This is a genomic window from Rhodococcus sp. NPDC127593 (assembly GCF_042671975.1).
Taxonomy (GTDB): Bacteria; Actinomycetota; Actinomycetes; order Mycobacteriales; family Mycobacteriaceae; genus Rhodococcus_F.
Window position 1 is genome coordinate 141,710 of record NZ_JBHXWI010000019.1, and the last position, 24,670, is coordinate 166,379.

Below are 24,670 nucleotides of genomic sequence, written 5' to 3' on the forward strand. Positions count from 1 at the left end.
TCATCCTTCCTCGAAAAGAAGGAACTCGGGTGCTCCTTCTGACCAGACGACGAAGAAGCGGGGGAAACTTCGACATGTGAGATTAGAGAAGTGGCAACTGCGGGTGAAGAATGGTCGAAGAAGCTTTGCCAACCACCAACTGTTCACCATCTGGCCACTTGATCGTGAGATAACGAGCCGTACGCACCACCACCCGCTCAGAGAAGGAATTCTGGATTGTCTCTCCAGTCGCCGACGGATTCGGACCTGTCGCTCCGTATACCCCGGGAATTCCTCCGCCGTGAATTCGCACCGGCGCCGCGCACCCTCGTCGACATCCTGGTCGCGACGGCCGAGGCGAACCCCGAAGCCCCGGCGATCGACGACGGCTCGACGTCGCTGACCTACCAGGAACTGCTCGAGGAGATCCGGCAGACCGCGGAGGTCCTGGCCGAATCGGGAGTCGGGGCCGGCGATCGCGTCGGAATCCGTATGCCCTCCGGGTCCTGCTCGCTCTACGTCGCCATCCTGGCGACGCTCGCCGTCGGCGCCGCCTACGTGCCGGTCGACGCGGACGACCCCGAGGAACGCGCCGAACTCGTGTTCGGTGAGGCGCAGGTCCGGTGCGTGGTGACCGGCACCGGGATCACCGCGGGCACGGCGCCGGCCAGGGCCGAGTCACCGAGCGCCCGCCCGCCGACCGTCGACGACGACGCCTGGATCATCTTCACCTCCGGATCCACCGGCACCCCGAAGGGTGTCGCGGTGAACCATCGCAACGCGGCGGCGTTCGTGGATGCCGAAGCCCGGATGTTCCTGCAGGAAGACCCGATCCGGCCCGGAGACCGGGTACTGGCCGGGCTGTCGGTCGCGTTCGACGCGTCCTGCGAGGAGATGTGGCTCGCGTGGCGTCACGGCGCCTGCCTCGTGCCCGCGCCCCGGTCCCTGGTGCGCAGCGGCATGGACCTCGGCCCGTGGCTCGTCGCACGCGACGTCAGCATCGTCTCGACGGTGCCGACCCTGGCATCGCTGTGGCCGGCCGAGGCCCTCGAGGCCGTGCGCCTGCTGATCTTCGGCGGCGAGGCCTGCCCACCCGAATTGGCGGAGCGGCTCGCCGTCGACGGACGCGAGGTGTGGAACACGTACGGCCCCACCGAGGCGACCGTCGTGGCCTGCGGCGCGCGGATGGACGGCAGGAGTCCGGTCAGCATCGGTCTCCCGCTGGACGGCTGGGACCTCGCGGTGGTCGACGGATCCGGTGAACCCGTACCCGAGGGCGAGGTCGGCGAACTGGTCATCGGCGGTGTCGGTCTGGCCCGCTACCTCGACCCCGACAAGGATGCCGAGAAGTACGCGCCGATGCCGACACTCGGCTGGGATCGCGCCTACCGCAGCGGCGACCTCGTCCGCCTCGACCGCCGCGGACTCCTGTTCCAGGGTCGCGCCGACGATCAGGTGAAACTCGGTGGCAGGCGGATCGAACTGGGTGAGGTCGACAACGCCCTGCAGAACCTTCCCGGCGTCGGCGGTGCGGCCGCGGCCGTGCGCAGGACCGGTGCCGGTCACCAGATCCTCGTCGGCTATCTGGCCAGCACCAACCCCGAATTCGACCTCAAGGCGGCGCACGCGGCGCTCACCGAGCAGCTGCCGGCGGCGCTGGTTCCCCGGCTGGTGCGGGTCGACGAACTCCCCACCCGCACGTCCGGCAAAGTCGACCGGAACGCCCTGCCCTGGCCCCCGCCGGGTGTCGACGACGCCGCGGAGAAACTGGGGCTCGAGGGCACGCAGGCCTGGGTCGCCGGGCTGTGGACGGCGATTCTCGGCGCCGAGATCACGGGCTCCGACGACGACTTCTTCGAGCTCGGCGGCGGATCCCTCTCGGCAGCCCAGCTGGTCACGGCACTGCGCGAACGGTTCCCCGAAGTGACGGTCGCGCAGCTCTACGACCATCCGCGGCTCGGTTCGCTCGCGGAATACCTCGACGAGCTGGCGCCGATCGACGCCGCCGAACCCCGCATCGTCACGCCGACTCCGCGTCGAAGCCAGCTCGCGCAGATCGCGGCCACGGTTCCGCTCACCACACTCACGGGCCTGCAGTGGGTCACGTGGCTGGCCATCGCGAACAACGTCTTCTCGTGGTTCACGACGGTGTCGTGGGCTCCCACGGTGTCGTGGTGGTGGATTCTGCTCGCGTTCCTCGCGTTCATCAGCCCGGTCGGCCGGATGGCGATCTCGGTGATCGGTTCACGGATCCTGCTGCGCGGACTCGAACCGGGAACGTATCCCCGAGGCGGCAGCGAGCACCTGCGACTGTGGGTCGCGCTGCGCCTGACGGAGGCCAGCGGCGCCGCGAACCTGTCCGGCGCGCCGTGGATGCTCTACTACGCGCGGGCGCTCGGCGCCAAGGTCGGCAAGGGAGTCGACCTGCACACGCTCCCGCCGGTCACCGGCATGCTCGAACTCGGCGACGGTTGCTCCGTGGAACCCGAGGTCGATCTGTCCGGGCACTGGGTCGACGGAGACGTTGTCCACATCGGTGCGATCAAGATCGGTCCGGGTGCGTCGGTGGGTGCCCGGTCCACGCTGGTTCCCGGCGCCACCATCGGGCGCAACGCCGAAGTCGAGGCCGGTTCCGCCGTCTTCGGACGTGTGAAGGCCAATCAGCACTGGGCCGGTTCACCGGCGGTCAAGGTCGGCAAGGCCGTCCACCCGTGGCCGGAGGAGACCCCGCGTCGCGCGTCCTACTGGGTGCCGATCTTCGGCGTGACGTCGATGCTCATCGCCGGACTGCCGATCTTCGCCCTCGTCGCCGGCATCGTGGTCATCGGGTGGTGGATCCGCGACGCCGGCACGATCGGGTCCGCCGTACTTCAGTCGCTGGTGATCTTGCCCGCCGCGACGCTCGTCAGCCTCGCCGTGTTCGCCGTCCTCACCGTCGTGTCCGTCCGGTTGCTGTCCATCGCGCTGCGCGAGGGGTACCACCCGGTTCGTAGTCGCATCGGCTGGCAGGTGTGGGCCACCGAACGACTCATGGACTCCGCCCGCACCTTCCTGTTCCCGCTGTACGCGAGCCTGCTGACGCCGGGATGGCTGCGGTTGCTCGGCGCTCGGATCGGCAAGAACGTGGAAGCGTCGACCGTCCTCATGCTGCCGAAGTTCACCACCGTGGCGGACGGCGCGTTCCTCGCCGACGACACGATGATCGCGAGTTACGAACTCGGCGGCGGCTGGATGCACATCGAACACGCGAAGGTCGGCAAGCGCGCCTTCCTCGGCAACTCCGGGATGACCGGTCCCGGCCGGCGGGTCCCGAAGAACGGTCTCGTCGCGGTGCTCTCGGCCACGCCGTCGAAGGCGAAATCCGGTTCGTCCTGGCTGGGCAGTCCCCCCGTCCGCCTCCGTAGGGCGCCGGGCGACACCGACGCGTCCCGCACGTTCCGTCCCCCGGTCCGGCTCAAGGTCGCGCGCGCGTTCGTGGAGACGTGCCGCCTCATCCCGGTGATGGTGACGTTCGGAATCGGCCTCGGCGTGCTGTTCGCGCTGCAGGCGATGGCCGACCGCGTCGGCTTCTGGCTCGCGGCGCTGGCCAGTGGAATCGTCCTCCTCGTCGCGGGCGCGGTCGCCGGGCTGATCTCCGTGATCGCGAAGTGGCTGGTGGTGGGTCGGATCGGGAAGATCGAGCACCCGTTGTGGAGTTCGTTCGTGTGGCGGAACGAGGTGTCGGATGCCTTCGTGGAGACCGTCGCCGCGCCCTGGTTCGCCCGTGCCGCCACCGGCACTGCCGTGCTCAACGTCTGGTTGAGGGGCCTCGGCGCCACCATCGGCAAGGGTGTGTGGTGTGAGACCTATTGGCTCCCCGAGGCGGATCTCGTGACGCTGGGCGACGGCGCGACCGTGGAACGGGGGTGTGTCGTGCAGACTCACCTGTTCCATGATCGGATCATGTCCATGGACACCGTCATCCTCGGAGCGGGCGCCACCCTCGGCCCGCATTGTGTCGCGCTGCCCGCCGCCCGGATCGGCGAAGGCGCCACGGTCGGTCCGGCCTCACTCGTCATGCGCGGCGACACGGTGCCGCCGTCCACGCGATGGCAGGGCAACCCGATCGCCCCGTGGCCGGCGACGTGAAGCTCGACAAGGGGATCGACGAGCCGGTCGATCCGTACCTCCCCCAGAACGGCAACCGCGGGTACCGGGTGTCCCGGTACGAACTCGACCTCACCTACAAGGTCCACAGCAACCGGCTGGCAGGCAAGGCCACGATCACGGCGGTCACCACCGAGGCCCGTACGCGGTTCGCGCTGGATCTGGCGTCCAACCTGCACGTCACGAAGGTCGCGACCAACGGTTCCCGCAACACGAAGTGGCTGCACCGGAACGGCAAGCTGATCGTCACGCCTGCCCAGACGATCCCGGCAGGCGGCGCCCTGGTGCTCACCGTCCAGTACGGCGGTACCCCGAAACCGATCCGCAGCGTGTGGGGCGAGGTCGGCTGGGAGGAACTGTCCGAGGGCGCACTCGTCGCCAGTCAGCCCAATGGGGCCGCGTCCTGGTTCCCCTGCGACGACCACCCGAGTTCGAAGGCCAGTTACCGCATCTCGATCACGACCGATTCGCCGTACTACACGGTGGCCAACGGTGCACTGGTCAGCAAGCAGACTCGGGCGAGCCAGACGACCTGGGTGTACGAGCAGACCGAGCCGATGGCGAGTTATCTGGCCACCATCCAGATCGGACCGTACGAACGCCGGAGCTTCGCGTCGGGCGGTGTTCCGATGTTCGCCGTCCACCCGCCGCGACTGCGTGCGTCGTTCGACGTGGACTTCGGCAGGCAGCCTCAGATGATGGACGTGTTCGGCCGGTTGTTCGGCCCCTACCCGTTCGCCGACTACACGGTGGTCGTCACGGACGACGAGTTGGAGATCCCGCTCGAGGCGCAGGGACTGTCGATCTTCGGCGCCAATCACTGCACCGGCCGGCGCTGGTCCGAACGGCTGGTGGCGCACGAGCTCGCCCACCAGTGGTTCGGCAACAGCCTGACACTCGGCCAGTGGCGGGACATCTGGCTGCACGAGGGCTTCGCCTGTTACGCGGAGTGGATCTGGTCGGAGAACTCCGGTGGGCCTTCGGCGCACCGACTCGCAGTCCAGGCGCATCAGGGCCTGGCCCGGAAACCGCAGGATCTGGTGATCGCCGATCCGGGGCCGCAGTTGATGTTCGACGACCGCGTCTACAAGCGCGGCGCGCTCACGCTCCATGCATTACGACGCCGGCTCGGCGACGACAAGTTCTTCGCGTTGCTGCGGCAGTGGACTCTGGCTCATCGTCACTCCACGGTCACGAGTGAGCAGTTCACCGACCTGGCAACCCATTACACCGACGAACCGCTGCGCCGGCTCTGGGATTCCTGGCTCGGGGAGAAGACCCTGCCACCGATGTGAGCTGCGGTCACTCCGAGTTCGGCAGGTGCGCGCGCCACTTCGTGAGTGCGAGCGCAAGACAGCCGGCGGCCGCGATCGCGCCGAAGACGAACATCCGCGGATACGTCACCGCTGGGAACGTCTCGGACAGGTAGGCCATCACGGCGGGCGTCCCGAATCCCAGATACGTGAGCGAGTAGAAGACGGCGGTCAGTCCGGCGAGGTCGTCCGGTCCCGCTATCCGCTGAATCTCCTGCAGTCCCGACACCATGGCCATGCCGTATCCGCAGCCGAGCACGACGGCCGCGGCGAGCGCGAGCGGAACGGTCAGGGCCGACGCGGCGACGGCGGCGACGCCCATTCCGGCGAGGACGACGACCAGCGACACCACGACGGCACGCGCGTTGCGGGGAGTGTCGATCTTGCGGCCGAGTGCCTGGATCGCGAATCCTGCCCCGAGGCCGACCATGCACATGAGCGCCGAGAACGCGAGCGGCAGCCCACCGGTGTTCCCGGACATCAGCGACGGCAGCACCGCGTAGGCGGCGGCCGCCGTACCGAACACCCACGGTGCGAGCGGCGCGATCACGAAGAGGAACCGCTTGTGGGCGGCGGACGGGATCGCGAGATCGCGGGCGAGCGACACCCGTTCGGAGGCCGGCTGGGCGGCGCGGGTCTCGGGTGCCCGCCACAGTGCGACGGAAGCGGCGACGGCGATCGCGCTGTGCACGACGTAGGACAGGACACTCGGCAGTGGCGCCCACTGCGCGAGGACGCCGGCGACACCCGCGCCGAGGCCGAATCCGCCGGTCAGGCTCATCGCCGCCCGACGCGCACCGGCACCGTCCGTGGCCGCGGGATCCCACGGCGCGGTCGACAGTTCCTTCACCCAGCTGCCACCGACGGCCATGCCGAGGCCGAGCGCAACACCGCACAGGACGCGGCCGACGATGAGCATCGCGGAGGAGTCGGCGCCGAGGGCCAGGAGCGCGGAGCCGGCGACCGTCAGGAGCGGTGCCGGGAGCAGGATCGGCCGCCTGCCGAGTCGGTCGGAGAGTGGTCCGCCGAGGAGGAGGGCGGGCACGATCCCGAGAACGTAGGCGAACAGGAACAGATCGACGGTGACCGGTGCGAAACCGTGATCGGCGCGGTACATGCCGAGGAGCGGCGTGAACTCGTTGCCGCCCCACGCCACCGCGAACATGGTCGCGGCCACCAACAGCCAGACGCGCGGCGACGCGAGGGCCTCCGGCACCTTCATCGGGGATTCGCGGACAACGGTCATCGCGCAACTCCTCTCGGGTTGAGGGCGTGGACCTGGCGCATGTGGACGAGCACCGCGGCGTCGAACCCGGCGGAGTCACCCGCCTCGACGAGTTCGGTCAGCTGCTCGTGGTCGGCAATGATCCTGGGCAGCTGTCCCGGATCACGGGTGATCGAGTGTGCCGTCATGCGGCGCTGACGCTCTCGGATGCTGGAGTAGAACGTCGCGAGCAGCGGGTTGTCGCCCGCCTCGACGATCATCCGATGGAAGTCGGCGTCTGCGGCGCTGAAGGCGGCGACGTCGCCGCGCTCGGCGATCTCCCGCTGCTCCACGAGGTTCTCACGCAGGCGGGCGACGAGGAGTTCGCGGGCGTGTGGCTGATCGGCCAGCACCCGGACGCTGTGCGTCTCGACGAGTTGGCGGGCGTCGACCACGTGTTCGGCCTCGCCGTCCGCGACGGGGACGACGAGTGCGCCCCGCTTCGGGTACAGCCGCATCCAGCCCTCGGCCTCGAGTCGGAGGAAGGCTTCGCGCACGGGGGTGCGGCTGAGCCCCATGCGTCCGGCGATCTCGCCCTCGCTGATCAGCTCACCGCCGGGCAGACCGCCCGACAGGATGAGCTCCTTGACCTCGCGATAGGCCTGCTCCGCGGCGGAATACAACATAGACACAAGATGTATTTATACTCCGGAGCCGGACGCGGGTCTATGCACGGACAGCCACTGTGAGCTCTATCTCCACGGGTGCGCCGGACGGCAGGGCGTACACGCCGATCGCGCTGCGCACCGGCAGCGCGTCGACACCGAGGCATTCGACCAGCACGTCGGACGCGCCGTCGGCCACCGCGGACAGCTCCCGGAAGTCGCGCGTGCACGCGACGAAGACGCTCATGCGCAGGCACCGGGAGATGGCCGCCGTGCCGCCGACGGCCGCGGCGACGGCGGCGATCGCGTTTCTCGCCGCCAGTCCGGCCGCCTCCCGGGCGCGCGGGATGTCCAGGTCCCGTCCGACGATGCCGGTAACCGTCAGCACACCGTCGCGGCGTGGCGTCATCCCGGCGCTGTACGCGATCCCGTCGTGCACGACGGCGGAAATGTAGCGGCCCTGGGGTCGCGGGGCGGTGGCGACGGATTCCTGCTCAGACACCGAGTGCTATTCCTTCCTGGCGGGGGTCGGCGGCACCGGACAGCAGGCCGCGCGCTGCATCGAGGGAGATGATCTGAGCGCTACCACCGGCGGCCCACGGACCCTGCAGTGCGATGTCGTGACCCAGGCGCTCCAACTCGGCGCGCACCTCCTCCGGAATGCGGGACTCGCACCGCAGTTCCGCCGGGCGACCGACCACATCGGCGTCGCTTCCGGGGAAGACCGTGAAGCGGGGTGCCGCGACGGCCTCCGCCGGGTCGAGCCCGTGATCGAGCAGGTGCGAGATCAGTTGCATGTTCCATTGCACCTGCCCGTCCCCGCCCGGGGTGTTTCCGACGTGCAGGAGATTCCCCGACGTATCGGTGATCACCCAGGCGTTGAGGGTGTGCAGCGGTTTCCGTCGCGGCGCCGCGGCGTTGGGATGTCCCGGGATCAGATAGGCCCCGCGGCCGTATCGGTTGTTCAGCACCACTCCGGTTCCGGGGACCGTCATCTTGGCGCCGAACGTGAAGGCGAGCGAGTGGATGAAACTGACGGCACGGCCGTCGGAGTCCACCGCGACGGTCGAGGTGGTGTCTCCGGCACTCACGCTGAAGGCGCCCGACGACGCCCGGTTGCTGTCCAGCCGGTCCCGCGCCGCCCCGACCGCGGCCGGCTCGAGTACGGCCTTCCACTCGTCGTTGCCGGCGCCGCAGGTCGCGAACCGATCCTCGAAGGCCAGGCGGGCCGCTCGGGCCATGCGATCGACGGCCGGAGCGGTGAGCCACGGGGAGAAGCCGACGACACCGTCGTTCAGCGCCGCCTGCTGGAGCACCATCCACCCGGGAGTGGGCAGCGGTGTCTGATGAATGACCGCACCGGCGTAGTGCCCGCTGATCGCGATCTCCGATCGCACGTCGGCGCCTGCCGCCCACTCGTCCCCGCCGAACGGCGCCCCGCCGGCGCGGAGCGCCTCGACAGCCTGCTGGGCGAACCGGCCGCTGTAGAAACCGTGCACGTCGCGCGCCAGTGCACGGATGGTCCGGGCCAGATCGCGCTGCGGCAGCAACTCCCCGACCTGCGGCAACCGGCCGTCCGGGAGGTACACCGCACGCAGTCCGGGGTCGGCGGCGATCGCGGTCTGGGCTTCTCGCACGTCGTCCCGAGTCTTGGCCGAGCAGGGAAGCCCCTTCTCCGCCGCGCGCACCGCCGGCGCCCAGAGGTCCGTCAGCGAGCGGGTGGCGCCACCCGCGTGCAGCGCGCCGAGGGCCGCCGGCGCTCCGGGAACGGCCACCGCCAGCGCTCCGTCGAGGGGAATCGACCGCAGCCCACGTTCGCTGTAGAAGTCCACATCACCGCCGTCGGGCCCGAAGCCGCTGCCGCCGACCGTCCACACCGATCCGTCCGGTTCGCGGACGACGGCGAACGCGTCACCGCCGATCCCGCACTGTCCCGGCAACGTCAGCCAGGTCATCGCGGCCATGGCCAGCGTCGCGTCGATGGCGTTGCCGCCGTCGGCCAGTACGCGGGCACCTACGGTGCTCGCCGCGGGATGACTGGACGAGACCATGCCGTCGGCGGAGAGAGTGGACGGTCGAGGGTTCACTTCATGCACCCCCGCGCTGCCCGCCGGCGCGGGATGGAGCTGGTGTCGTCGGGGTCGATGCCGACGAAGATCTCGCCGTCACGTTCCTCGACCGGGTAGGTCTTGATGGCCACCGTCGCCGGCGGGCACACGGGTTCCCCGGTCTCCAGATCGAATACGCTTCCGTGGCAGGAGCATCCGATGCCGTCGTCGACGAGTTTCCCGGACGAGAGCAGGCAGTCCAGGTGCGTGCAGTAGTTGGAGGTGGCGTAGGCCTTCCCGTTCAGGCGGGCCACGGCGAACTCGTGTTCGCCGGCGAAGAAGCGGCGCACGATGCCTTCGGAAACCTGTCCGGAGCGCGCAACGCGAGTGAATTCCATGGTCTTCTCCCTCTGTCGACAGGTAGGCCTCAGGCCGAAGGGCTGAGGTAGACGGTCTTTTCGGCTTGGTAGAACTGCATCATCGAGTCCCCCGCCTGTTCCTTGTGGGTCTGCGTGCTCGATGCCTTGTATCCGCCGAACGGCGCGTTCATGCTCATGCCGGTGGTGGGCTGGTTGATCTTCACCAGACCCGATTCGGAACGGCCCGCGAACGCGAGTGCCCTGGTCACGTCGTTGGTGACGATTCCCGCGCTGAGCCCGAATTCCGTGTCGTTCGCGAGTGCGACAGCCTCGTCGAAGCCGGACACCCGCAGGAAGACCAGCAGTGGTCCGAACACTTCTTCCGTGACTACCCGCATGTCCGGGCTGCCACCGGCGAACACCGTCGGGACGGCAAAATAGCCGTTCTCCCTGTCGAGACTGGTTCCGCCACAGACCAGTTCGGCGCCTTCGTCGCGGCCGATCTGGACGTACTCGAGGAATTTGGCGAGTTGCCCCGCGCTCGCGAGAGCCCCCATGCCCACACCAGGGTCGGCGCCCGGTCCGACGGTGATCCCGCCGGCAAGCTCCACAACGCGGTCCAGCAACCGGTCGTGGATCGCGTCCACCGCGATCACCCGGCTGGTGCCCGTGCACGCCTGCCCGGACAATCCGAAGGCGCCCTTGACGATCAGTGCGGCCGCCTTGTCCACGTCGGCGTCGTCGAGGACCACGACGGGGTTCTTGCCGCCCATCTCGAGCTGACTGCGGCGAGACGGACCCACCGCCGCGTGGATCGCGCGACCCACCTGGGTGGAGCCCGTGAACGTCACGGCATCGACGCGCCCGTCCGCCGCGACCGCGGCACCGGCACGACCGGAACCCTGGACCAGGGCGAGCGCCCCGCCCGGAAGTCCCCCGGCCAGCAGTGCCTCCACCAGCCGCTGACCCATCAGCGGCGTGAGCTCCGACGGTTTGAACACCACGACATTTCCGGCGGTCAGCGCCGGTCCGAGTTTGCGCGACGGAATGTTGAGCGGGAAGTTCCAGGGGGTGATCGCTCCGACGATTCCGACAGGTTCGCGGAGGGTGATGACGAGCCCCTCACCCGGGGTGGGATACGTGCTGCCGGTGGTGCGGAGCGCCTCGCCCGCATAGAAGCGCAGGTTCATCGGCGTGCGACCGACTTCCATGGTCGCCTCTGCCCGGGTCTTGCCCTCCTCTCGGACGAGTTCGTCGACGAGTTCGTCTGCCCGCGCCTCGAGGTGCGCGGCCGCGGCTTCCAGGATCGCCGCGCGGTGTTCCGGCGGCGTCGCGGCCCACTGCGGCGCAGCCTTGGCCAGTGCGCTGACGGCGGCATCCACGTCTGCCTCGGTGGAATCCGGGAACACGCCGATCACGTCGTCGTGGTCGGCGGGATTACGCCGCTCGAACGTCGCCCCGGAGGACGCCGGGACCCACTGCCCGTCAATGAAATTGAGTCCCTCGATCATGACACCGTCACCAATTCCTCGTCATCGTCCATCAGGTCGAACAGGTCGACGCCTTCGTCCGCCAGCCGGGCCGGCGCGATCGACCGGTCGATCAGTTCTCTGGCCGCGCTGATCTCGTCGCCGCGGTCGAGCGTGAAGGCGCCGCGCACGACACCGCTGTCCAGATAGAAGGCGGTGAACTCGCCGTCGTCGGCGCTGCCGCGAAAGACCAGGTCGGTGTACCGGGCAGTGCCGGTGAACTGGATGTTCTTGCCGAACTGATCGGACCAGAACCAGTGCGCGGGGTCCACCACCCCGACGCGTCCGAGCATGAGGTTCGCGGTCGCCGCCCCCTGCTTGCTCGCGTTGTCGAAGTGTTCGACGCGAACGTGTCTGCCTGCCGTGTCGGAGAATCGGGCTGCCACGTCGCCGGCGGCGTACACGTGCGGAACCGAAGTCCGCCCCTGTGCGTCCACGAGGATTCCGCCGTCGACGGCCAGGCCGGAGGCCTGCGCGACCTCGACGTTGGGGACGATCCCGATCCCCACCACCACGACGTCGGCCTGAATCACCTCTCCGCCCTCGAGCGCGATGAGCACGTCGTCGGGCCGGGTCGTCACGGTGTCGACCCGGACGCCGGCGCGGACGGTGACGCCGTTCTCCCGTTGCAGCCGAGTGCAGATGTCGCCCATCTCGGGTCCGAGAATTCGGGCGAGTGGCACCGCGTCGGCTTCGAGGACGGTCACCTCCGCGCCCAGAGTCTTTGCTGTGGCTGCGATTTCGAGTCCGACGAAGCCTCCGCCGATCAGCACCAGGCCGACGCCGGGGCGAAGTTGGGCGGCGAGCCGTTCGGCGTCGTCGATCGTCCGCAGGTAGTGCACGCGTTCGGACGCAGGACCGTTCACCGGCATCGTGCGCGGTCTGCCGCCGGTCGCGACGAGTACCGCGTCGGCCGCAATGCTCCGCCCGTCGGACAGTTCGACCGACCCGCCGCTCGCGTCGATCCGGGTCACCGTCGTGCCGGTGAGGAGTTCGACGTTCTGCTTGTCGCGCCACGCGCCGGGAAGCAGCATCAAAGACTCACGATTCTCCTGCCCGGCAAGGAATTCCTTGGACAGCGGTGGGCGCTGATACGGCGCGTGCGGCTCGTCGCCGACGAGAAGGATCCTGCCGTCGAACCCTCGGCGCCGCAGGGTGCGCGCCGCGACGGCAGCGGTCTGGCCGGCACCGATGGTGACGATGGTGTTCAACGTCATGGGGTCACTCGCTCTCTCAGTCGACTTCGGCCGGCGAAGTCGCGGTCTCGGCGTAATCGGGGCTGCGGGTGAGATCCACGTAGACGACGTCGTCCTCGACCTTCACCGCGTAGGTCGGCTGGCACAGGTCCTGGTCCTCCTCGTAGCCGGTGTCGAGGTCGAACGCCCACTGGTGGCCCGGACAGATGACCCGCCCGTGCAGCAGGGTGCCTTTCGCCAGTGACCGATCCTGATGGATGCACAGATCGCGAAAGGCGTAGATCCGGTCGTCGGCCTGGAACAACGCCACCGCGGTGTCCCCGACCTCGACGCGAAGCTTCCGGCGCCGGCCGAGCTCACGCACGGTGACCAGCCGGGTCCAGTTCGTCTCCATCGTTCTCTCCTGTCGGGCGAGACGCCTGCGTCCGGAGGGGCCCGATGCGGGCCCCTCCCTTCGCACGGTCAGGCGGTCGCGAGCTCGAGGTCGGTTGCCACGTACGTGTCGTAGAGGCCCTTCGTGTACGAGAAGCGCATCTCGGCTCCCCACTGCACGAGTTGCAGGCAACGCTGCTGCAGCTGCGGGGTATCGGCGTGGTCGAGCACGATCTGGTATCCACGCTCACCGTGCACGACGTCCGACGTGATGTGCAGGTCGAAGAATTCGATCTCGTCCTCGGTGAACCCGTACACCTCACGCAGCGGGATGATCTGCTTCTTGTAGATGCTCGGTACCTGCGACTCGAGTCCGACGACGAGCGCGGCGGTGGCCACGACGAAGTGTTCACGCTGCGACACCGCGTAGCACCAGGACTGCAGTCCGCGGGTGATCGCGTTCATGTTCGACGGGTCCTCGACGCGTTCCTTCGTGGTGCCGCACGCCTCGGCGAACTTGATGAGGAGATCGGTGTGCCGGATGTCGGCCAGTTCCTCCTCGTACATGTTCTGGAGGGTGAAATCCTTTGCATTGGTGAAGGTGTCGGGGGTGTTCGAGTAGATGTTCGCGAGGTAGTCGGCGAAGGGTCCGACGTAGTGGTAGTGGTTCTCCGCCCACCGCGCGAAATGGTGCTTCTCGAGCTTGCCCTCGGCCCACGCCTTGCTGAACGACGCGTTCTTCGCCTCGCGGCCCTTGATGGCATTCTCCAGAGCTGTGCGGAATTCGTCCCTGCCTAGAAGTTCGGTCATGATGTGCCTCGTCTTCCTCGAGTATGAGAATGGTTGGGGATGCTCCGACTGGAGTGAATTCGACGTTATCGACTCGCGGTCTGCCCGACCACGGTCGAAGTGACTGCGTTGGAAGGGTTTCGATGTGCACGTTGTCGGCGCATCGTGGACATTCAGCTGGGTACTGCGGCGAGGGCTTCGAATTCGGCCAGCATCGCCGCTCCGACTGCTTTGTCCTGCTTGCCGTTTCCGCCGCTGATGCCTACGCCGCCGACGATCTGGCCGTCGAAGACGAGGGGAAATCCGCCGACGAACACCGCAAACTTGCCCGGCAGCATCTGGCTGATGCCGAATGCCTCGTTCCCGGGCAACGCGGGACCGTCGGGAGCCTCGTTGAACAGGTGCGTTGCCCGCTCGTGGCCGGCAGCGGTGAACGCTTTCGCGATCGCGATGTCGACGCCGGTGAGGCGCGCTCCCGGCAGTCGGTGCAGGGCCAGCACGTTGCCGCCGTCGTCGCAGACGCACAGGGTCTGCTTGACGCCGATTTCCTCGGCCTTCGCGCGTCCCGCGGCGAGCAGTGGGAGTGCGTCGTCGAGGGTGATTCGGTGAACCTGATGCATTGTCTTCTCCGTTGCGTATTCGGGAGGAAGTGATGCACCGATTTCTATCACCGGCATCGGCGAAGGAACCATGGTCAAACTATCCGGCAATCTCGGCAAAATCAGGGCATAGTGCATAGGAAGAGCAGGCGCGCGCTCCGCCATACTGCACTTTTCGACGCCACCCGAGGAGGGTCCGTAGTGGACGACACCACGACACCGAACGAGGAGGACGAACGACTGTCGTTACGCGGCCTGCTGGAAGAGCCCCTGCTCGCGTCGGCCCGGCTGCTGTCCGGCACGGACGCCCTGAGCGGTCCGGTGACGTGGTGCCTGCCGTGGGGTGAGGTGATGAGCCGGCCCGACTCGCTCGCCGAGGTCGCTGTGTACACCCGGCCGGAAACCCTGTCCGCGCACGGACGTGAACTCGAATCGCTGGTGGCACGGGGAGCCGGCGTCCTCCTCGTCGACGGATCGGCGCCCGCAGGCACGGTCTGGCCGACCGGACTCACGGTCGTGGAGCTGGGATTTCCCGTCGGGTTCACCGCACTCAACCGGCTCCTCGCCGAGCGCGCACTCACCCAGGAAGCGCATGTGATGCGCTATGCCCTCACCGTGCACCAGTCGCTCGCGGGGTTGCTGCACCGCGGAGCGGGCCTGCCGATGCTGATCCGCGAGGTCGCGGCGCTGACCTCGGACGTCGCCGTCGCCCTGGACGTCCGGGGACGCCTCCTCGCGCACGCCGGCCTGCCGGACGCCGAGGACCCGGGCACCGTCGCCCTGCTGGAGGCTCTCGCGAACGCCCTGCCGGGGCTCGAGGAATCACCACCGGCACGGATGCACAACGTTCACGTGTTCCGCCTGGAGCATCCGGACGGGGTGTTCGCGCCCACGACCGCAGTCGCCGGGGCCATGCAACTCGCCGGCCGCTACGAGGGCTGGATCGTGGTCATCGTGCCCGGGGCGAACCCCCGCAGGCACGACATCGCACAGCACCGGGTGGTCGTCGAACAGGCCGGGACGATCATCGGCACCGAGATGCTCCGGCAGCGGAGCGTGGACGAGGCCGAGGAGCGGGCGCGCGGCGACTTCGTCCAGGCCCTCGTGCACGGCAACTTCGCCAACGACCACGACCTGCGCACCCGGGCCGCACTGCACGAGATCGATCTGGACCTGCACTACATCGTGTTCGTCGCTCCCGGCCTCGTCGACCGGGCGTCGGGACGGCCCGGCGCGAGCATGGTCCGGCTGGCACGGTACGCCGCCGGCGTCCTGCCGCGTCCGGGCGTACGTTCTCACGTCACCGTCATCGGCGACGTGCTCGTGGTGATCCGATCGTTGAGTTCCGCCGACGCGCCCGGCGTCGAATCCGAGATCAGCGAGTACGCGCACGCCATGTCACTCGACCTCGAAACCCGTTTGGGTCAGCGGATTCCGGTTGCCCACGGACGTCCCGCGGCGGGCGCCCGCGACATCGGGGAAAGCTACCGAGAGGCCCGCATCACCCTGGGCATCGCCCAGCGGCTCGGGCTGTCCGGTTCGGTGGCCTACAACGACCTGCGCGGGTTCAGTGTGCTCGCCCGGGCGACCGACACCGACGAGAGCCGACGGCTCATCCGTGACGTCCTCGGTCCCCTTCGGGCGTCGAGTTCGCACGCCGACACCGAGGAGTTGCTGTTCGCCTACCTCGAGGAAGGCGGCAACATCAACGCGGCCGCGCGGCGTCTCCGAATCCACCGGAACACGATGATCGCCAAGCTCGATCGCACGTCGCGGCTCATCGGGATGGATATCCGGGAACCCGAGAACCAGTTCACGCTGTGGCTGGCCCTCCGTCTCGATCTGCTCTCCCAGGTGCAGGACACCGTCAACCACGAGATCGTGACCCGCTAGCTCAGACGGCCACCGGGTCCTCGCCGGCGAACGTCCCGGCCAATCCGGCGAGGACGACGAGGGCCGCCACGGCGAACAGCAGTCCGTACGGATCGGCCGCCAGGTGCACCGCCACGCCCACCCAGGCGGCGCCCACGGCGGAGCCGCCGAAGCGGATGAGGTTGAACAGTCCCAGACCCGTTCCCACGGCCCCCGCGGGCGATCGGGTCGAGCCGGCCGCGGCGGGCGTCTGGACCATGCCGACCCCCACTCCGGCGACGACGAGCACGGCGCCGACGGCGACCGGGTTCCGGACGTCGGCGGACAACGTGATCGCCAGTGCCACTTGACTACTGATCAAGATCCCCAGGCCGGATCGCATCACCACCCGGGCCCCGATCCTGTCGACGAGACGGCCGACGACGGGCGCGACGCACGTCATGACCACCGGCAGCACGAAGAGCATCAGCCCCGCCTGTGTGGTCGAACTGCCCGAACCGGTCAGGTAGAGCGGAAGCGCGAGTAGCAGGGCCCCCAGCGCGAACATCTGGGTGAAGGCGGCGAGAGCGCTACGCAGGAACCGCGATTCGATCACCAGGTCGATCGGCACGAACGGGTTCGCCACCCGCCGGCAGTGGACCACGAACCCGACTGTGACGACGACTCCGCCGCCGATGGTAGAGATACTGGCCCAGACGGGCACCTGCTCCATCGAGACGGTCGTGAGGCCGAGGATCAGCAGGACCGCGCCGAGCGTGACGGCGAACGCCCCGATCACGTCGAGCCGCATCTTCTTGCCGGGGTAGCGCGGGATGTAGCGGAGGGTCGCGGCGAACCCGATCAGGGCGACCGGCACCAGTGGCACGAATGCCCACCGCCAGCCCCACCAGTCGCTGACGATTCCTCCCATGGACGGGCCGACGGCCTGACCGATCCCGTTCACCGCCGCCCAGGCACCGACGGCGCGCGCCCGCCGTGCCGGCCCGAACAGCCACGCGATCAGGCCCATGACCGCGGGCGCGAACGCGGCAGCGGCGATACCGCCGAGCGACCGCCAGATCACGAGCACGGGCAGGGACGGCGCGAGCGCCGCGCCGAGCGAACAGACCGCGGTCCCCAGTAGGGCGGCGCAGTACACGCGCCTACGACCGAACCGGTCCCCGACCCACCCGGCCAGCGGCATCGTCGCCGCGAAGGTGAGGAGGAATCCGACGACGACGAAGATACCGCTGCCGAGGCCTGCGTCGAAGTCCGTGAGGATCGCGTTCAACGGGACGTTGACGATGTTGTTGCTGACCGTGCCGACGAACGTTCCGGCGAGCAGTGCCGCCAGCGCGGGCGACGTGCCGGGTCCGCGTTCGTCACCCGCGGTTGCACTCTGAGCCTGACCGACCGCCGTGTTCATAGAGTCCACTTTCATCCGAGAATTCGCGTTCCGGCGATGCCAGTTCTCGCCGGAACCCTTGCCGCACCCCGCTCGCCAAATTTGGTTAGGCAAGCCTAATTATGAACACAGGATTCCGTGAAACGGCTTCTGCCGAGCATTCCTTTACTTGCGCGTGACAACAAGCAATCCCGGCGAAAAATGCCGGGCACAATGCACAAATACGCTGGTTATCGATGTGCACTCTGGACGTTGACCCTGGAAAACGCCCCGCGCAGTATCACTGCACTGTGACTAGTGCCACTAGTCTGTACCTATTTCGAAGGGGCGCACCGTGGATGTAAGTCTCACCGCCGCACATTGGGTGTATCTCGGGGGAATCATTGTCATCCTCGGGACGATGCTCATGCGGAAGAACATCGTCGTCCCCGCCGTCATCGGCACCTTCCTGACCGCCTTCGTGTTCTCCGACAGCCTCGTCACCGGTCTCGCGTCGATTTTCAATGCGAGCCTCGTCGCCGCCCGCGAGCTGTTCAACATCTTCCTCATCATCTCGCTGGTGACGGCGATGCTCGGCGCCCTCCGGCAGATGGGAGCCGACCGGCTGATGGTCGCGCCGTTCCGGCGCGTCATGCGCGGCGGCACCAGCAGCTTCATCGTCCTGGCCGTCGTCACCTACACGATCTCGCTGTTCTTCTGGCCCACGCCCGCGGTTCCGTTGATCGGAGCCGTGCTCATCCCTGTCGCCATTCGCGCCGGACTTCCCCCGATGGCGGTCGGCATGGCGATCGCGATCTGCGGGCAGGGCATGGCGCTGTCGTCCGACTACATCATCAAGGTGGCACCGGGCCTGTCGGCGAAGTCGGCAGGAGTCGATCCGGACGTCGTCGCGGACCGCGCGCTGGTGATGTCGCTGATCGTCGGTCTCACCGCGCTCCTCATCGCCTACTTCACGCAGCGCAGGCACATGCGCCGCCCCGCACCGGAACTGCTCACCGACTGGGAGTCACGCGCGGAGAGCGACTTCGGCAAGCCCGGCGGCGACGCCCCCGAGGGCGGTACGACCCCCACCGGCGGCGGCGCGATCGCTCACGTTCCGGCCGAAGCGGCGACGAGTGCCGCTCCCCCGACGTCGACGGCCGTTCTCGCCGAACCCGTCACGGCCTCCGCGCGGCAGGTCATCGACGACACGTTCAAGAGCATCCGTGCCGCGAAGACTTTCGCAGTCCTGGTGCCCACCGCCTATCTGGCGTTCATCGTCTACCTCATGGTCGGCAAGTTCACCGACCTGGTGCCCGACCTCAAGGGCGGCGACGCTGCGGCGATGGTCGGCGGCATCGCCGCGCTCATCCTGTTCGCCGCTGCCGCGACGAACGACAAGAAGGGCTTCCTCGAGACGACGTCCGAGCATCTGATCGACGGCCTGGTCTTCGCGTTCAAGGCCATGGGCATCGTGATCCCGATCGCCGGATTCTTCTTCATCGGCAACGGTGACTTCTCCGCCGCCATTCTCGGGCTTCCCGCGGACGCGACCGGTCCGACGCTGCTTTTCGACCTGGTGAACGCCGCGCAGTCCCACCTGCCGCAGAACGCGTTCGTCACGTCGTTCGGAATTCTCGCCATCGGAATGATCGCGGGCCTCGAGGGCTCCGGGTTCACCGGGCTGCCGCTCACCGGTTCACTCGCGGGCGCACTCGGGCCTGCTGTCGGGATGGACCCCGCAACCCTGGCGGCGATCGGTCAGATGGGGAACATCTGGTCCGGCGGCGGAACGCTCGTCGCCTGGTCGTCGTTGATCGCGGTGGCCGGCTTCGCCCGTGTGCCCGTCCTCGAACTCGCCCGGAAGTGTTTCGTTCCGGTGGTGTCCGGCCTGGTGCTCTCCACCGCGCTGTCCGTGTTCATCTTCTGACGGGTCGACGGCCTCGGTGGGGCGGTATCCCCCCCGAGGTCACGCGCGCAGTCGATCCGCGTTCTCGAGGATGGCGGCACGCAGCGCCTGCTCTGGTTCGCTGAGAACACTCCGGCGGGCCTCGAGCACGAATTCGACGTCGACGGCGGGCCCCCACTCGTCGCGCGAGCGCATCCGCACCGGCGCCAGCCCCGCCGGCGGAAGCGTCTCCGCGTGGAACACGACGCCGAGACCCGCCAGGCAGGCGGCCCGCAACCCGTTCAAGCTGTCCGTCACACAGGCCACCCGCGCGCCTCGCCCGGACTTCTCCAGGACGTCGAGCGCCGCCTCCCTCGTGATCGACGGCGGCGGATACGTCACCAGCGGCACCGGCCCCTCTACATCCGGAACGAAGTCGGGGGCCGCGAAGAACGCCAAACGGTCGGTCCACACCAGTTCGCCGTGCCGGTCGCCTCTGCGACGCTTCCCGAATACCAGGTCCAGCCGGCCTTCGTGCAGTTGCCGGAACAACACTTCGCTCAACGCCACCGTGAGTTCGAGATCCACGAGCGGATGGCTGCGGCGGAACTCGCCCAGAATCCGAGGAAGCTCGTGCAGAACCAGATCTTCGGACGCCCCGAACCGGACGCGTCCCCGCACACCGGATTGCGTGAAGTAGCGCTCGGCGTCCGAGTGCCGCTCGAGTATCGACGTCGCGAAACCCACCATCACCGAGCCGTCCGCGGTCAGCTCGACGGAATGCGTGTCCCGCAGAAACAGGCGGCGCCCGGCCGCCAGTTCCAGCTTTCCCACATGCTGGCTGACCGTCGACTGCCGCAGGTTCAGTCGCCGGGCCGCGGCGGTGAAACTCCGGGTGCGCGCGACCGCGAGAAAGCTCCGCAGATGAACCGGATCGAACATCACCCATTGTTATCACGGTTCGGCATTACAGTAAACGCGACAATCGTCTTTCGAAATATCAACGAGTTCTTTACGGTCGAACCATGCTGACGAAGATCCCGCTGCTCGGAAGACTCGATCCCTTCATTCTCGGCATCCTGATCACCGTCGGGATCGCCAGTCTGGTCCCCGCGGACGGCACGGCCCTGAGCGCGTTCACCTGGGCCACGAAGGTTGCCGTCGGAATTCTGTTCTTCCTCTACGGCGCCAGACTCTCCACGCAGGAGGCGCTCCACGGCCTGCGTCACTGGCGTCTGCACGTCACCATCCTCGCGGCGACGTTCGTGATCTTCCCGCTACTCGGAATCGCTGCGCGCGTGCTGGTCCCGACGATCCTGACCCAACCCCTCTATCTGGGCCTCCTCTATGTCTGCTTGCTGCCGTCGACCGTCCAGTCGTCGATCGCCTTCGTGTCGATCGCGCGAGGCAACGTGCCCGGTGCGATCGTCAGCGCCTCGTTCTCCAACATCCTCGGCATCTTCGTCACACCGCTCCTCGTGGCATTGCTGATGACGAGCGAGGGGGCAGGCTTCGACGCGTCCTCCGCGATCGGCATCCTCGTCATGCTCCTGCTCCCGTTCATCGCCGGCCAGGCGGTGCGACGGTGGATCGGTCCCTGGGTGAAAAAGCACGGGGCACCGCTCAAGCTCGTCGACCGGGGGTCGATCCTGCTGGTCGTCTACGTCGCATTCAGTGAGGGAATGAACGAGGGCATCTGGGGCACGCTGTCCGTCGGCCGGCTCCTGGCACTGCTCGCGGTGTGCGCGGTGCTGCTCGCCGTGGTCCTGTCCGTCACGTGGTTCGGGTCGAAGCGACTCGGCTTCGACCGCGCCGATCAGATCACGATCACGTTCTGCGGGTCGAAGAAGAGCCTCGCCACCGGCCTTCCGATGGCCACCGTCCTGTTCGCGAGCCAGCCGATCGGCCTGATCGTGCTGCCGCTCATGCTGTTCCACCAACTGCAGTTGCTGGTGTGCGCGTGGATGGCGGGCCGGCTGGCGCGCCGCGCCGCCACAGAGGAGACGGAACTCGCGACCAGTTCGAGCTAGCCGGGAATCAGTCGGCCAGCACGGCCTTCAGGAAGGTCTTGGTGCGCTCGTTCTTCGGCGCGGTGAAGATCGTCGCCGGGTCGCCTTCCTCCACGATCCGCCCGGCGTCGAACATCATCACCCGGTTCGACACGTCCCGCGCGAACTGCATCTCGTGCGTGACGATCAGCATCGTGATGTCCGTGGTGCGCGCGACGTTCCTCAGCACGTCGAGGACGTCCGCCACCAACTCCGGATCCAGCGCCGACGTGACCTCGTCGAGCAGCAGAATGTCGGGGTCCATCGCCAGTGCTCTCGCGATCGCGACCCGCTGCTGCTGGCCGCCGGACAGTTGCGTCGGGTGCGCGGTCTCCTTGTCCGAGAGCCCGACCGTCTCGAGTAACTCGCGTGCGCGCTTCACGGCAGCGGCCTTGTCGAGTCCGAGAACGTGGATGGGTGCCTCGGTGATGTTCTCGATCACGTTCATGTTGGGAAACAGGTTGAACTGCTGGAAGACCATGCCGATCCGGCGGCGTATCCGGCGTGTGTACTTCTCCGACGCCGGAACGAGTTTGCTTCCCTTCTCTTCGTGCGTCAGGCGGTCCCCGTCGACCCAGATGACGCCGTCGTTCACCTTCTCGAGGGTCATGACCAGTCGCAGAATGGTCGTCTTGCCCGATCCGCTCGGGCCGATCAGGGTCACGCGGTCGCCGCGTGCGACCTGGAAATCCAGGTGGTCGAGCACGACGTGGTCGCCGAACTGCTTTACGACGTCGTCGAATCGGATCATCGGGGTTGCTGCGCTCGCGTCATCGGGCAAGACGTCTCTCCAATCGCCGTATGAGCAGGGACGTCGGGTAGCTGGCGACCAGGAAGATCACACCCGCCAGCGTCAACGGTTCGAGGTACTGGAAATGCCGGGCGCCGAACTGCTGCGCGGCCGTCACCATCTCCACCACCGTGATGGCGAACAGGAACGGGGTGTCCTTGAACATCGACACCGCGTAGTTGCCCAGCGCGGGAACGACGCGACGGATGGCCTGCGGCAGGATGATCGCCCGCCACGTCCGAGTGGGCGCGATGGACAACGCCCGCGCCGCCTCCCACTGACCGACGGGCACTGCTTCGATACCCGCCCGGTACACCTCGGCCATGTACGTCGCATAGTGGATTCCGAGTACGGCGACACCGATCTGCAGCGGCGACAGTCCCGTGAACGTGTAGTACACGAACAGCAGTTGCACGACGAGCGGGGTCAGCCGGATGAATTCACTGACCGCGCGGACCGGGACACTCACCCACCGCGGCGCGGCCTGCCGGATCAATGCGATGACGAGTCCGAGAACGACGGAGATCAGGAACCCGAGAACGGTCGCGATCAGGGTGATCTTGAAACCCTCGAGAAGCACGGGCAGAGCCTCGAACGCTCGATCCCAACTCCAGTGGACGCTCATTGCTTCGCGGCCTCCAGTCCCCGTGGATCGGAGGGTGCGAGGCTGAAGATCTCACGCAGGGAGGGCCCAGTACCGAGGCGATTCTTCGCCCGCACCTCCAGCGCGTTCATCAGCAGTGTCAGAACGTAGCCGATGACGAAGTAAATGACGAGCCCGACGCCGAACGCGAAGAGCGTGTTCCCGGTCGTCTGCCGGAGCTGGTCGATCTCGAAGGTCAAGTCCTGCAGGAGGATATAGCTCGCGAGCGCCGTGCCCTTGAGGAGTTGGATCAGGAGGTTCGTCAACGGAGGAATCATCTCCGCCCACGCCTGCGGGAACACCACCCGGCGCAACCGCTGCCAGTGACTGAAGTCCAGTGCCGTCGCTGCCTCCCACTGCGATTGCGGCACCGAGTTGATCGCGCCGCGCACCACCTCGGCTCCGTAGGCGCCGTAATTCAGCCCGAGCGCAAGGATCCCGCACAGCACCGGGTCTATGAGATAGCCGAACAGCGGGACCACGTAGAACAACCAGAAGAGCTGCACCAACAGCGAAGTGCCCCGGAAGAATTCGATGAACGCGCGCGCCGATCCTCTGATCACGATGTTGTGTGCACGTGCTGCCAACCCGAGCGCGAGCGCGAGGACGAACGCGAGGAGGGCACCGCCCGCCGTCAGCTGGAGCGTGACGACGATCCCTTCCTGGATGCTCGGCCACGCATCCAGTAGGGCGTCGATATTCTCCTTCACAGGCAGCAGACCACTACGACGATCAGCCGGCCCCGCCGCAGAGTTTGGCGGTGGTCAGGTTCGGATCGGGCAGTTCCTCCGCGGTGAATCCGAACGGTCCGACGATGGACAGGTACTTGTCCTTGTCGGAAGTGATCTTGGCCAGCTCGGCGTTGTAGGCGTCGCGCAACTCGGTGTCCTCCTTGCGGAAGACGGTGCCGCCGGCACCGACCTGGGGTACCCCGTCGATCACAGCGACGAAGGAGTTGGTCACTTCTACCGGGGCCTGCGGGTTGTTCTGCGCCAGCCAGTTCAGCGAGATCCCGGTGAGCGCAAAGACATCCGCTCGCCCGTTGGCGACGGCGTCCATTCCGTCCTGCGGCGACGCCACCTGCATCGCATCGATCCCGAGCTGCTGCGCGTAGTCCGATTCGATCGCCCCGGTCATCGCAGCCATCCGCACCCCGCTCTGCTGCACCGACTGCATGTCCGTGAGCTTCGCGGGATTGCCCTTCGGCACCATCAGTGCGGTCGTGTAGTTGAACTCCGGCTCGCTGAACGCTGCCTGCTCGCACCGCTGCGGCAGGATCGACATACCGGCGCTGACGACGTCGAAGCGGCGGGCCTGCAGTCCGGGGATGAGCGCGCCAAAGTCGGTACTCACACCCTCGACGTTGTCGATGCCCAGGTTCTTGAAGATCTCCCGGTGCAGAGCCACAGTGGCGCCGGTCAACTGACCGTCCTGCTCGAAGCTGTACGGCGCCTCGCCGGCGAAGCCGACGGTCACCGTTCCGCTGTCCTGCAGTTGCTGGAGGAGCGATCCGCCGCTGGCCGTGTCGGTCTTCGTGCACCCCGCCAGGGAGCCGGCAGCCACCATCATGCCTGCGAAGGCGACAGCGGCTCTGACCGCCGGACGTTGTTTCGACATCGTGCTCGTCACCACAGATTCCCTTCGTCACCTCGGGTGATCCGGGAGGACGCGCACCGCACGGCACGATCCCAACGGATCTGCCCGGGCCACGTTACGCAGGCGAAGGATCTGCCAATAGGGGAACCGGGGGGACGTTACCGCAGCGTTATCAAGTTGTGGTCGGTGAAGGGTGTCCGGGAATGCCGAAAGCCCCCCAACAAGGTTGGGGGGCTTTCGGTAACGGATGTTCGGCGGTGTCCTACTCTCC

Annotated in this window: 21 protein-coding genes; 5 read left to right on the plus strand and 16 right to left on the minus strand. The window is 67.6% G+C overall.

Translation table 11 applies throughout. From position 1 onward, the window contains the following. Positions 1-216: 216 nt before the first annotated feature. Positions 217-4,107, plus strand: a complete 3,891-nt coding sequence (locus ACFVJ3_RS19525) for a Pls/PosA family non-ribosomal peptide synthetase (RefSeq protein ID WP_378453582.1) — start codon at positions 217-219, stop codon at positions 4,105-4,107. Continuing rightward, positions 4,068-5,420 (plus strand): M1 family metallopeptidase, encoded by a 1,353-nt coding sequence (locus tag ACFVJ3_RS19530; RefSeq protein ID WP_378453583.1) that lies wholly within the window; start codon positions 4,068-4,070, stop codon positions 5,418-5,420. The genes ACFVJ3_RS19525 and ACFVJ3_RS19530 overlap by 40 nt, the downstream gene beginning before the upstream one ends. A gap of 7 nt (positions 5,421-5,427) precedes the next feature. On the opposite strand, the gene ACFVJ3_RS19535 is transcribed toward ACFVJ3_RS19530, so the two are convergent. The 10 genes from ACFVJ3_RS19535 to ACFVJ3_RS19580 form a co-directional block, all read right to left on the minus strand. After that, complete coding sequence (locus tag ACFVJ3_RS19535; protein ID WP_378453584.1) at positions 5,428-6,684, minus strand: MFS transporter; 1,257 nt, start codon at positions 6,682-6,684, stop codon at positions 5,428-5,430. Then, positions 6,681-7,328 (minus strand): GntR family transcriptional regulator, encoded by a 648-nt coding sequence (locus ACFVJ3_RS19540; protein ID WP_378453585.1) that lies wholly within the window; start codon positions 7,326-7,328, stop codon positions 6,681-6,683. The genes ACFVJ3_RS19535 and ACFVJ3_RS19540 overlap by 4 nt, the downstream gene beginning before the upstream one ends. Positions 7,329-7,368: 40 nt before the next feature. Continuing rightward, positions 7,369-7,809: a RidA family protein gene (locus ACFVJ3_RS19545; protein WP_378453586.1), complete on the minus strand. Its 441-nt coding sequence runs from the start codon at positions 7,807-7,809 to the stop codon at positions 7,369-7,371. Next, positions 7,802-9,394 carry a gamma-glutamyltransferase family protein gene (locus ACFVJ3_RS19550; protein ID WP_378453587.1) on the minus strand — a complete coding sequence of 531 codons (1,593 nt, stop codon included), beginning with the start codon at positions 9,392-9,394 and terminating at the stop codon, positions 7,802-7,804. The genes ACFVJ3_RS19545 and ACFVJ3_RS19550 overlap by 8 nt, the downstream gene beginning before the upstream one ends. After that, a complete protein-coding gene (locus ACFVJ3_RS19555; protein ID WP_005245019.1) occupies positions 9,391-9,753 on the minus strand; it encodes a non-heme iron oxygenase ferredoxin subunit in 363 nt (120 codons plus the stop codon). The genes ACFVJ3_RS19550 and ACFVJ3_RS19555 overlap by 4 nt, the downstream gene beginning before the upstream one ends. Positions 9,754-9,782: 29 nt before the next feature. Further along, positions 9,783-11,225, minus strand: a complete 1,443-nt coding sequence (locus ACFVJ3_RS19560; RefSeq protein WP_378453588.1) for an aldehyde dehydrogenase family protein — start codon at positions 11,223-11,225, stop codon at positions 9,783-9,785. After that, on the minus strand, positions 11,222-12,460 hold the full coding sequence (locus ACFVJ3_RS19565; RefSeq protein WP_378453589.1) for an NAD(P)/FAD-dependent oxidoreductase: 1,239 nt from the start codon (positions 12,458-12,460) through the stop codon (positions 11,222-11,224). The genes ACFVJ3_RS19560 and ACFVJ3_RS19565 overlap by 4 nt, the downstream gene beginning before the upstream one ends. 16 nt (positions 12,461-12,476) lie before the next feature. Beyond that, entirely contained in the window at positions 12,477-12,833 is a 357-nt protein-coding gene (locus ACFVJ3_RS19570) for a Rieske (2Fe-2S) protein (protein WP_005245022.1), read from the minus strand. A gap of 68 nt (positions 12,834-12,901) precedes the next feature. Continuing rightward, positions 12,902-13,621 carry a TenA family transcriptional regulator gene (locus ACFVJ3_RS19575; protein WP_037242390.1) on the minus strand — a complete coding sequence of 240 codons (720 nt, stop codon included), beginning with the start codon at positions 13,619-13,621 and terminating at the stop codon, positions 12,902-12,904. 152 nt (positions 13,622-13,773) lie between these two features. Continuing rightward, positions 13,774-14,220, minus strand: coding sequence for a heme-binding protein (locus tag ACFVJ3_RS19580; protein ID WP_105419547.1), 447 nt, complete (start codon positions 14,218-14,220; stop codon positions 13,774-13,776). A gap of 180 nt (positions 14,221-14,400) precedes the next feature. Here ACFVJ3_RS19580 and ACFVJ3_RS19585 point away from each other — a divergent pair, with 180 nt between their 5' ends. After that, the gene (locus ACFVJ3_RS19585) at positions 14,401-16,092 is read left to right on the plus strand and encodes a PucR family transcriptional regulator (RefSeq protein ID WP_378453590.1); all 1,692 of its coding nucleotides are present in this window, start codon (positions 14,401-14,403) and stop codon (positions 16,090-16,092) included. A 1-nt stretch (position 16,093) separates the two neighbouring features. Here ACFVJ3_RS19585 and ACFVJ3_RS19590 read toward each other — a convergent pair whose 3' ends face one another. Beyond that, a complete protein-coding gene (locus ACFVJ3_RS19590; RefSeq protein ID WP_378453591.1) occupies positions 16,094-17,476 on the minus strand; it encodes an MFS transporter in 1,383 nt (460 codons plus the stop codon). A 313-nt stretch (positions 17,477-17,789) separates the two neighbouring features. On the opposite strand from ACFVJ3_RS19590, the gene ACFVJ3_RS19595 reads away from it, so the two are divergent. Beyond that, positions 17,790-19,364 carry a hypothetical protein gene (locus tag ACFVJ3_RS19595; RefSeq protein ID WP_378453592.1) on the plus strand — a complete coding sequence of 525 codons (1,575 nt, stop codon included), beginning with the start codon at positions 17,790-17,792 and terminating at the stop codon, positions 19,362-19,364. 39 nt (positions 19,365-19,403) lie between these two features. On the opposite strand, the gene ACFVJ3_RS19600 is transcribed toward ACFVJ3_RS19595, so the two are convergent. After that, a complete protein-coding gene (locus ACFVJ3_RS19600; protein WP_378453593.1) occupies positions 19,404-20,264 on the minus strand; it encodes a LysR family transcriptional regulator in 861 nt (286 codons plus the stop codon). 83 nt (positions 20,265-20,347) lie between these two features. Here ACFVJ3_RS19600 and ACFVJ3_RS19605 point away from each other — a divergent pair, with 83 nt between their 5' ends. Next, complete coding sequence (locus ACFVJ3_RS19605) at positions 20,348-21,352, plus strand: bile acid:sodium symporter family protein (RefSeq protein ID WP_378453594.1); 1,005 nt, start codon at positions 20,348-20,350, stop codon at positions 21,350-21,352. Between the two features lie 7 nt (positions 21,353-21,359). On the opposite strand, the gene ehuA is transcribed toward ACFVJ3_RS19605, so the two are convergent. From ehuA to ehuB, 4 genes are read right to left on the minus strand one after another with little or no spacing between them, the layout of a single operon-like run. Continuing rightward, positions 21,360-22,121 (minus strand): ectoine/hydroxyectoine ABC transporter ATP-binding protein EhuA, encoded by a 762-nt coding sequence (gene ehuA, locus ACFVJ3_RS19610; protein WP_378453601.1) that lies wholly within the window; start codon positions 22,119-22,121, stop codon positions 21,360-21,362. Between the two features lie 19 nt (positions 22,122-22,140). Next, entirely contained in the window at positions 22,141-22,785 is a 645-nt protein-coding gene (ehuD, locus tag ACFVJ3_RS19615; protein WP_378453595.1) for an ectoine/hydroxyectoine ABC transporter permease subunit EhuD, read from the minus strand. Further along, a complete protein-coding gene (ehuC, locus tag ACFVJ3_RS19620; RefSeq protein ID WP_095862970.1) occupies positions 22,782-23,513 on the minus strand; it encodes an ectoine/hydroxyectoine ABC transporter permease subunit EhuC in 732 nt (243 codons plus the stop codon). The genes ehuD and ehuC overlap by 4 nt, the downstream gene beginning before the upstream one ends. A 22-nt stretch (positions 23,514-23,535) precedes the next feature. Further along, on the minus strand, positions 23,536-24,420 hold the full coding sequence (ehuB, locus tag ACFVJ3_RS19625; RefSeq protein WP_378453602.1) for an ectoine/hydroxyectoine ABC transporter substrate-binding protein EhuB: 885 nt from the start codon (positions 24,418-24,420) through the stop codon (positions 23,536-23,538). Positions 24,421-24,670 lie beyond the last annotated feature (250 nt).

What these genes read in the sequence shown, in the direction of transcription:
- ACFVJ3_RS19530 (WP_378453583.1), top strand. Translation starts at nt 4,068, where the DNA reads ATGGCAGGGCAACCCGATCGCCCCGTGGCCGGCGACGTGAAGCTCGAC.
- ACFVJ3_RS19535 (WP_378453584.1), bottom strand. Translation starts at nt 6,684, where the DNA reads ATGACCGTTGTCCGCGAATCCCCGATGAAGGTGCCGGAGGCCCTCGCG.
- ACFVJ3_RS19540 (WP_378453585.1), bottom strand. Translation starts at nt 7,328, where the DNA reads ATGTTGTATTCCGCCGCGGAGCAGGCCTATCGCGAGGTCAAGGAGCTC.
- ACFVJ3_RS19555 (WP_005245019.1), bottom strand. Translation starts at nt 9,753, where the DNA reads ATGGAATTCACTCGCGTTGCGCGCTCCGGACAGGTTTCCGAAGGCATC.
- ACFVJ3_RS19560 (WP_378453588.1), bottom strand. Translation starts at nt 11,225, where the DNA reads ATGATCGAGGGACTCAATTTCATTGACGGGCAGTGGGTCCCGGCGTCC.
- ACFVJ3_RS19565 (WP_378453589.1), bottom strand. Translation starts at nt 12,460, where the DNA reads ATGACGTTGAACACCATCGTCACCATCGGTGCCGGCCAGACCGCTGCC.
- ACFVJ3_RS19570 (WP_005245022.1), bottom strand. Translation starts at nt 12,833, where the DNA reads ATGGAGACGAACTGGACCCGGCTGGTCACCGTGCGTGAGCTCGGCCGG.
- ACFVJ3_RS19575 (WP_037242390.1), bottom strand. Translation starts at nt 13,621, where the DNA reads ATGACCGAACTTCTAGGCAGGGACGAATTCCGCACAGCTCTGGAGAAT.
- ACFVJ3_RS19580 (WP_105419547.1), bottom strand. Translation starts at nt 14,220, where the DNA reads ATGCATCAGGTTCACCGAATCACCCTCGACGACGCACTCCCACTGCTC.
- ACFVJ3_RS19590 (WP_378453591.1), bottom strand. Translation starts at nt 17,476, where the DNA reads ATGAACACGGCGGTCGGTCAGGCTCAGAGTGCAACCGCGGGTGACGAA.
- ACFVJ3_RS19600 (WP_378453593.1), bottom strand. Translation starts at nt 20,264, where the DNA reads ATGTTCGATCCGGTTCATCTGCGGAGCTTTCTCGCGGTCGCGCGCACC.
- ACFVJ3_RS19605 (WP_378453594.1), top strand. Translation starts at nt 20,348, where the DNA reads ATGCTGACGAAGATCCCGCTGCTCGGAAGACTCGATCCCTTCATTCTC.
- ehuA (WP_378453601.1), bottom strand. Translation starts at nt 22,121, where the DNA reads ATGATCCGATTCGACGACGTCGTAAAGCAGTTCGGCGACCACGTCGTG.
- ehuD (WP_378453595.1), bottom strand. Translation starts at nt 22,785, where the DNA reads ATGAGCGTCCACTGGAGTTGGGATCGAGCGTTCGAGGCTCTGCCCGTG.
- ehuB (WP_378453602.1), bottom strand. Translation starts at nt 24,420, where the DNA reads ATGTCGAAACAACGTCCGGCGGTCAGAGCCGCTGTCGCCTTCGCAGGC.